Origin of the sequence: Actinophytocola gossypii (assembly GCF_025165815.1) — a bacterium.
GTDB classification, from domain to species: domain Bacteria; phylum Actinomycetota; class Actinomycetes; order Mycobacteriales; family Pseudonocardiaceae; genus Actinophytocola; species Actinophytocola gossypii.
Map to the genome: position 1 here is coordinate 22,578 of NZ_JAFFZE010000037.1, position 6,386 is coordinate 28,963.

The window sequence follows — 6,386 nt, forward strand, 5'->3', positions numbered from 1 at the left end:
TCAAGCCGGTCTCGAGTGCCTTTCGAGTACGGCGAAAGGGGGCTCGGCCGGGCGGGTGGCTGGGTGGTAGCCGGCGCGGCGGAACAATGCCATGGACGGGGTGTTGGCCTCGTGCACGGTGGCCAGGAGGGTGGCCGGGCCGACGCGGGCGTGCAGGGCGCCCTGGCCGACCATGAGGATCCGCCCGGCGAGGCCGTGGCCGCGGTGCTCGGGGGCGACGACGATGCTGACCTCCCAGGTGCCTGGCTCGATTCGGTCGAAGCGGACGGTGCCGAGCGGGGTGGTGTCGCGCTCGACGACGAGGAGCAGGTGGTCCGGGTCGGCGATGGTGCGCCGGAGCCAGGACTCGTGCACCTGGGCGGCCACCGGCTGGGAGCCTCGGGACCAGGCACGGGTGTCGGGGTCGTTGCGCCAGGCCAGGAGCGTGCGGGCGTCGGCGAGGGTGGCCTCGCGGACGGTGAGGGTGGCGGCGTCGAGGACGCGGTCCACGCCGCCGCCGTCGACGGTCGCGGCGGCGGCCTCGGCGAGGGCGGCGCGGCGGTCCGGGTCGGACAGGAGGTCGCGGAGGTCCGCGCTCGCGGCGGGCAGGTCGGCGGGGGTGCCCAGGCCGGCGGCCAGGCCCAGGGACAGGGCGGCGCGGTAGCCGGTGGCCTGGTTGTCGACCAGCTGGACCAGCGCGGCCGGCGCGCCGACGCAGCACAGCTCGGTCAGCGTCACGCCGGCGGCGCTCACCACCAGGTCGGCCTCGGCGAACAGCGTGGGCAGCTCCGGCGTTGGCGGGCCGACGGCGAAGTGCTGGCCGGGACCCGCTGGCGGCAGCGGAACCTCGCCGGCCGCGATCGCCCGTACCGACATCGGTAGGCCGGTGTCCCGCAGCGCGGCCACCGCGGCGGCGACCGTGTCGGCCGCGGCCCCGCCGCCCATCACGACCACGACCCGGGGCGGGTCACCGGGAACGCCGGAGCGGGCGCGGCGGGCGGCGACCACGTCCGCGCGCAGCGGGGCGTAGCGCGGGCCGCCGAGGTACACGCCCGTGCCGTCCGGCTCGCGCGGGGCAAGCACCAGGTTCGGGTCGACCACGACGTCGGCGGCGCGGCGGCCGTAGGTGCCGTCCTCCATGGACACCACCCGGCCGCGCGTCTCGGGCAGCTCGCCGAGGCCGTAGTGGTCGACCAGGACGACGTCCGCGGCCCAGTCGGCGGCCGGGACGACCGGCACGTCCAGGGCGCGGAACCGGTCCGCCAGCCAGGCCGCCTCCCCGGCGAAGGTCACCGTCCAGCCGCGGGCCACCGCCGCCTCCGCGAACGCGAGGCAGCGGGCCACGTGCCCGACCCCGATGGTCGGGCCGCCGTCGGCGCGCAGCAGCAGGCTCGTCACGGGACGCGCTGGGCGACGCCGGCGTTCAGCGCCACCAGGTCCGGCCGCGCGCGCAGCAGCGCCACCACGTCGCGCCAGCGCGGCACCCCGTCGCCGAGCGCGGTGACCACGGCGTCCAGCAGCTCCGCGTCCTCGGCGGTGTCCAGGGTGACCCGCAGGTCGGAGTCGTCCTCGCCGGGCACCACGCCGGCGCACCGGTACACCTCCGGGCGCGAGTGGATGTCGGAGGTGACGTGCTCGCGGTGCGTCCCGGTGGCCACGCGGTACTGCTCGGCCAGCACGTCGCGGCGCACCAGCTCGGCGTCGAAGCCGCGCGGAAGCCGGCGGAGGAGCGTGTTGCTGACGTAGTGCAGGTCGGGGTCGGCCAGCCAGACCCCGGCGACCTGCGCGAGCAGGGCCGGGTCGTGCAGCGGGCAGTCGGCGGTCAGCCGCACCACGGCGTCGCACGGGTGCCGCTCGGCGGCCAGCTCGAACCGGCCGAGCACGTCGTCCAGCGGGCCGCGGACCACGGTGGCGCCGGCCCGTTCCGCCTCGGCGGCGACCGGGTCGTCGTCGGCGGCCTCGGAGGTCGCCACGATCACCTGGTCGAAGGCCGGGACCCGCGCGGCGGCCCGGACCACCCAGGCCAGGACGCTGCGCGCGCCGAGCGGACGGAGGACCTTGCCCGGCAGCCGGGTGGAGGACATCCGTGCCTGGATGACCGCGTGAACTCGCACGGGTGCCATGATGGCGCACGACTTTCACGGAGGTGACGATGGCGCTGCTCGACGGGGCCAGCATCCTGTTGACCGGCGGGACCGGGTCCTTCGGCAAGGCGTTCATCGCGCACGCGCTGGAGCACCTGAACCCGCGCCGCCTGGTCGTGCTCTCCCGCGACGAGCTCAAGCAGTACGAGGCCCGCCAGCTGTTCGGCGACGACCCCCGGCTGCGCTGGTTCATCGGGGACGTGCGCGACCGGCGCCGGCTGGAGCGCGCGATGTTCGACATCGACTACGTGGTGCACGCGGCCGCGCTCAAGCAGGTCGACACGGCCGAGTACAACCCGTTCGAGTTCGTGCAGACCAACGTCACCGGCTCGCAGAACGTGATCGAGGCGGCGATCGACTGCGGCGTGAAGAAGGTCGTGGCGCTGTCCACCGACAAGGCGTCCAGCCCGATCAACCTCTACGGCGCCACCAAGCTCTGCGCCGACCGGCTGTTCATCAGCGGCAACCACTACGCGGCCGGGCACCCGACCCGGTTCTCCGTGGTCCGCTACGGCAACGTGATGGGCTCGCGCGGCAGCGTCATCCCGTTCTTCCGGTCGCTGGCCGAGCGCGGCGAGGCGCTGCCGATCACCGACCTGCGGATGACCCGGTTCTGGATCACGCTGCCGCAGGCGGTGCGGTTCGTTGTCGACTCGTTCGACCAGATGCACGGCGGTGAGCTGTACGTGCCGAGGATCCCGAGCATGCGCCTCACCGACCTGGCCCGCGTGATCGCGCCGGGCGCGCCGCTCAAGGAGGTCGGCATCCGCCCCGGCGAGAAGCTGCACGAGGAGATGATCGCCCTCGACGACGCCCGCCGGACGCTGCAGGTGGACGACCGGTACGTCGTGATGCCGCACATCGCCGGCTGGGGCTACGAGCCGCCGGAGCACGGCCGCCCGGTGCCGGATGGCTTCGCGTACCGCTCGGACACCAACGACCTGTGGCTCACCGACGACGACCTGCGGGCCCTGGTCGAGCAGTATGGCTGACCTGCTCCCCTACGGCCGCCAGTCGATCACCGAGGACGACGTGGCCGCCGTGACCGAGGTGCTGCGCGGCGACTGGCTGACCACCGGCCCCGCCGTGGCGCGGTTCGAGGCGGACCTCGCCGCGCACACCGGCGGGGTGCCGGCGGTGTCGGTGACCTCGGGGACCGCGGCGCTGCACGTGGCCTACGCGGCCGCCGGCGTCGGCCAGGGCGACGAGGTGGTGTGCACGCCGATGACGTTCGTCGCCACCGCGGCGACGGCGGCGCTGCGCGGCGCGACGGTGGTGTTCGCGGACACCTCGCCGGAGACCGGGAACGTCGACGTCGACGCGGTGCGCGCCGCGATCACCCCGCGCACGAAGGTCGTCGCCGCCGTCGACTACGCCGGACACCCGGCCGCGCTGGACGAGCTGGCCGAGGTGGCGCACGACGCGGGCGCGCTGCTGCTGGAGGACGCCGCGCACTCGGTCGGCGGGTCCTGGCGGGGGCGGCCGGTCGGCTCCTGGGCGGACCTGACGACGTTCTCCTTCTTCCCGACCAAGAACCTCACCACGGCCGAGGGCGGCGCGGTGTCCTGCGCGGACCAGGAGCTGCTCGCCAGGGCGCGGGAGTTCCACAACCACGGGCTGGTGCGGGACAAGGTTCGGCAGCGGTTCCCGGACGAGGGCGGCTGGCACCAGGAGGTGCACGAGTTCGGGCTGAACTACCGGCTGCCGGACGTGCTGTGCGCGCTGGGGTCGAGCCAGCTGTCCCGGCTGCCGGCGTTCGTGGTCCGGCGGGCGGAGCTGCACGCGCGGTACGACGCCGGCCTGGCCGACGTGGACGGCGTGGCGACCCCGGTGACGCTGCCCGGCGCGGAGCCGGCGTGGCACCTGTACCCGCTGCGGGTGCTCGGCGGGCGGCGCCGGGAGCTGTACGAGTTCCTGCGCGAGCGCGGGATCGGCGTGCAGGTCAACTACGTCCCGGTGTACTGGCACCCGGTGTTCGCCGACCTCGGGTACCGGCGCGGGCTGTGCCCCGGCGCGGAGCGGTTCTACGCCGAGGAGCTGTCGTTGCCGCTGTGGCCGGGCCTGGCCGACGCGGACGTGGACCGGGTCGTCGACGAGATCAGAACGTTCTACCGGTGATCGACGTGACCCCGTGGGGTGCGACAGTGGTCGGCCGGCTCGGCGGCGGGCACCGGAACGACGTCTTCGAGCTGCGCCGCCGGAGCGAGCGCCTGGTCGCGCGGGCCACCCGCCGGAGCCCGGAGTCGCTGGACTGGGAGCTGCACCTGATGGAGTTCCTGTCCGCCAACGGGTTCACCGTGCCGGTCACGGTCCCGGCCGACGACGGCCGCCGGCACGTGGCCGGCGTCGTGGTGCAGACCTGGCTCCCCGGCCGCGAGCCGACCTCCTACGACTGGCCGGCGGTGACCAGGGAACTGACCCGCCTGCACGCCCTGACCGCGGGCTGGCCGCAACGCCCCGGTTTCGCCTCCACCCGCGCCCTGCTGACCGCCGACGCGGGCGGCGAGGTCGACCTGACCGCGATGCCCGCCGAGGCCGTGACCGCCTGCCGCGCCGCCTGGGCCGCCCTCGACGGCCCGCACACGGTCGTGCACGGCGACCCGCAGACGGCGAACGTCCGGGTCGGCGACGCGGGCGTCGGCCTGCTCGACTGGGACGAGGCCCGGGTCGACCACCCCGACCTGGACCTGGCCGACCTGCCGGACGCGGAACTGCCGTTCGAGCGCAACCGCGTCGCCAGGGCGGCCGTGGACGCCTGGGAGGCCGCCGCCGGCTGGCGGCTGGAGCCCGGCTACGCCCGCTCCCGCCTCGCCGAACTCACCGCACGCGCGGACCGGAGCGGCTAGCCTCCCCGACTGTGACACGTAGGCGATGGGTGTACACCGGCCTGGGTCTTACCGTCGTGCTGGCCGCCGGCCTGCTGGTCTGGCGGCCGTGGACCGGCCAGGAGCCGTGCGCGGCCGCGGTCACCGCCACCGACGGGCCGGCCCCGGCGCCGCGGCTGGAGCTACCCGACCGGGTCGCGCCCCCGTTCGGCCGGCAGCGGGTCGTCGTTCCCGGCACCGGGCGGATGGCGGTCGGCGGGACGCTGGTGCTGCGCGACGGCGACGTGGTCGGCGCGGTCGACGCGCGGACCGGCGAGCGGCTGTGGGCGTTCGAGCAGCACGGTGACGTGTACGGCGCGAGCCAGGTCGGCGGCGAGCTGGTCCTGCTCCAGCGCGGGGACGACGCCCCGGCCACGGCGGTCGGCGTCGGCATCGAGAACGGCGAGGTCCGCGACTGCGTGACCTTCCCCGGCGGCGAGCGGGCGGCGGAGACCGCGACCGTGGTGGACGTCGCGCGGCGCACGGTCGCCCTGCTGCGCCGGCACGAGGACACGACCACCCTGTCGCTGGTCGACCCGAACCGCCCGGAACCGGTGTGGACCAGCGAGCCGGCCGTGCCGCCGTCGGTCGAGTACGCGCACGCGGCGGGTGACGTCATCGTGCTCGGCGCCGCCGGCGAGGACGGGACCAGCGCGTGGGAGCTGGCCGTCGACGAGCGCGATCGCGTCACCCCGGCCGACCGGCGGCTGTACGCGTACGCCGCCGAGGACGGCGCCCCGCTGTGGGACTGGGCGCACGAGGACTTCGCGCCCCAGGTCGTCGGCATGGCGTTCGACACCGTCGTGGTGCGCGCGGCCCGGTTCGACGAGCCGGCGAACGTGCTGCACAACCGCCTGGTCGCGCTGGACGCCCGGACCGGCGAGGAACGCTGGTCGGCCGAGCTGCCACCCACGGCGGCGAAGTACCACGAGCGGAGCGTCCTGCTCGGCGACGTCGTGGTCAGCTCGGAGTCCGATCCGGAGCGCGGCACGTTCGCCCACCTGACCGCGCGCGACCTGGCCACCGGCGAACCACTGTGGCGGATCGACAACCGGGTGAACGCGCTGGAGCACGCCGCCCTGGTCGGCGACCTCGCGCTGGTTCCCGGCAGGTCGCTGCGCGGCCTCGAGCTGATCGACGTGCGCACCGGCGAGTCCCGCACGCTGTTCGACGGGGTGTCGGTGCTCGGCGCGTCGGCCGACGGCACGAGCATCGCGCTCCAGGTCGTGACCGACGGCGAACCGGTCACGGTCACCTACGACCGGGCCTAGATGTGGTGTTCAGGGAGGTTGGTTAGCCGGGTGATAGGTGGTTGGCCTCCGATGGCGGAGTGTGCTCGGTGGTGATTGTAGAAGTGGAGCCAGGCTGGTAGGGCGGTTCGGCGTTCGGTGTCGGATTG

6 protein-coding genes and 1 pseudogene are annotated in these 6,386 nt (G+C 75.0%); 4 read left to right on the forward strand and 3 right to left on the reverse strand.

Annotated features, from left to right (window positions below):
- Both JT362_RS35105 and JT362_RS35110 read right to left on the reverse strand, forming a co-directional pair.
- Positions 1-1,377: a GNAT family N-acetyltransferase gene (locus tag JT362_RS35105; protein WP_311202792.1), complete on the reverse strand. Its 1,377-nt coding sequence runs from the start codon at positions 1,375-1,377 to the stop codon at positions 1-3.
- Positions 1,374-2,102 (reverse strand): cytidylyltransferase domain-containing protein, encoded by a 729-nt coding sequence (locus tag JT362_RS35110; protein WP_260196273.1) that lies wholly within the window; start codon positions 2,100-2,102, stop codon positions 1,374-1,376. The genes JT362_RS35105 and JT362_RS35110 overlap by 4 nt, the downstream gene beginning before the upstream one ends.
- Positions 2,103-2,131: 29 nt before the next feature.
- Between JT362_RS35110 and pseB the strand changes: the two genes are divergently transcribed.
- From pseB to JT362_RS35130, 4 genes are read left to right on the forward strand one after another with little or no spacing between them, the layout of a single operon-like run.
- Positions 2,132-3,115 (forward strand): UDP-N-acetylglucosamine 4,6-dehydratase (inverting), encoded by a 984-nt coding sequence (gene pseB / locus JT362_RS35115; RefSeq protein WP_260196274.1) that lies wholly within the window; start codon positions 2,132-2,134, stop codon positions 3,113-3,115.
- The gene (locus tag JT362_RS35120) at positions 3,108-4,241 is read left to right on the forward strand and encodes a DegT/DnrJ/EryC1/StrS family aminotransferase (RefSeq protein WP_260196275.1); all 1,134 of its coding nucleotides are present in this window, start codon (positions 3,108-3,110) and stop codon (positions 4,239-4,241) included. The genes pseB and JT362_RS35120 overlap by 8 nt, the downstream gene beginning before the upstream one ends.
- Positions 4,238-4,969 (forward strand): phosphotransferase, encoded by a 732-nt coding sequence (locus tag JT362_RS35125; RefSeq protein WP_260196276.1) that lies wholly within the window; start codon positions 4,238-4,240, stop codon positions 4,967-4,969. Before JT362_RS35120 ends, JT362_RS35125 begins: the two co-directional genes overlap by 4 nt.
- 11 nt (positions 4,970-4,980) lie before the next feature.
- The gene (locus JT362_RS35130) at positions 4,981-6,258 is read left to right on the forward strand and encodes an outer membrane protein assembly factor BamB family protein (RefSeq protein WP_260196277.1); all 1,278 of its coding nucleotides are present in this window, start codon (positions 4,981-4,983) and stop codon (positions 6,256-6,258) included.
- On the opposite strand, the pseudogene JT362_RS35135 reads toward JT362_RS35130, so the two are convergent.
- Positions 6,255-6,386, reverse strand: a pseudogene (locus JT362_RS35135) (integrase core domain-containing protein); the annotation flags it as partial. The gene JT362_RS35130 and the pseudogene JT362_RS35135 overlap by 4 nt on opposite strands.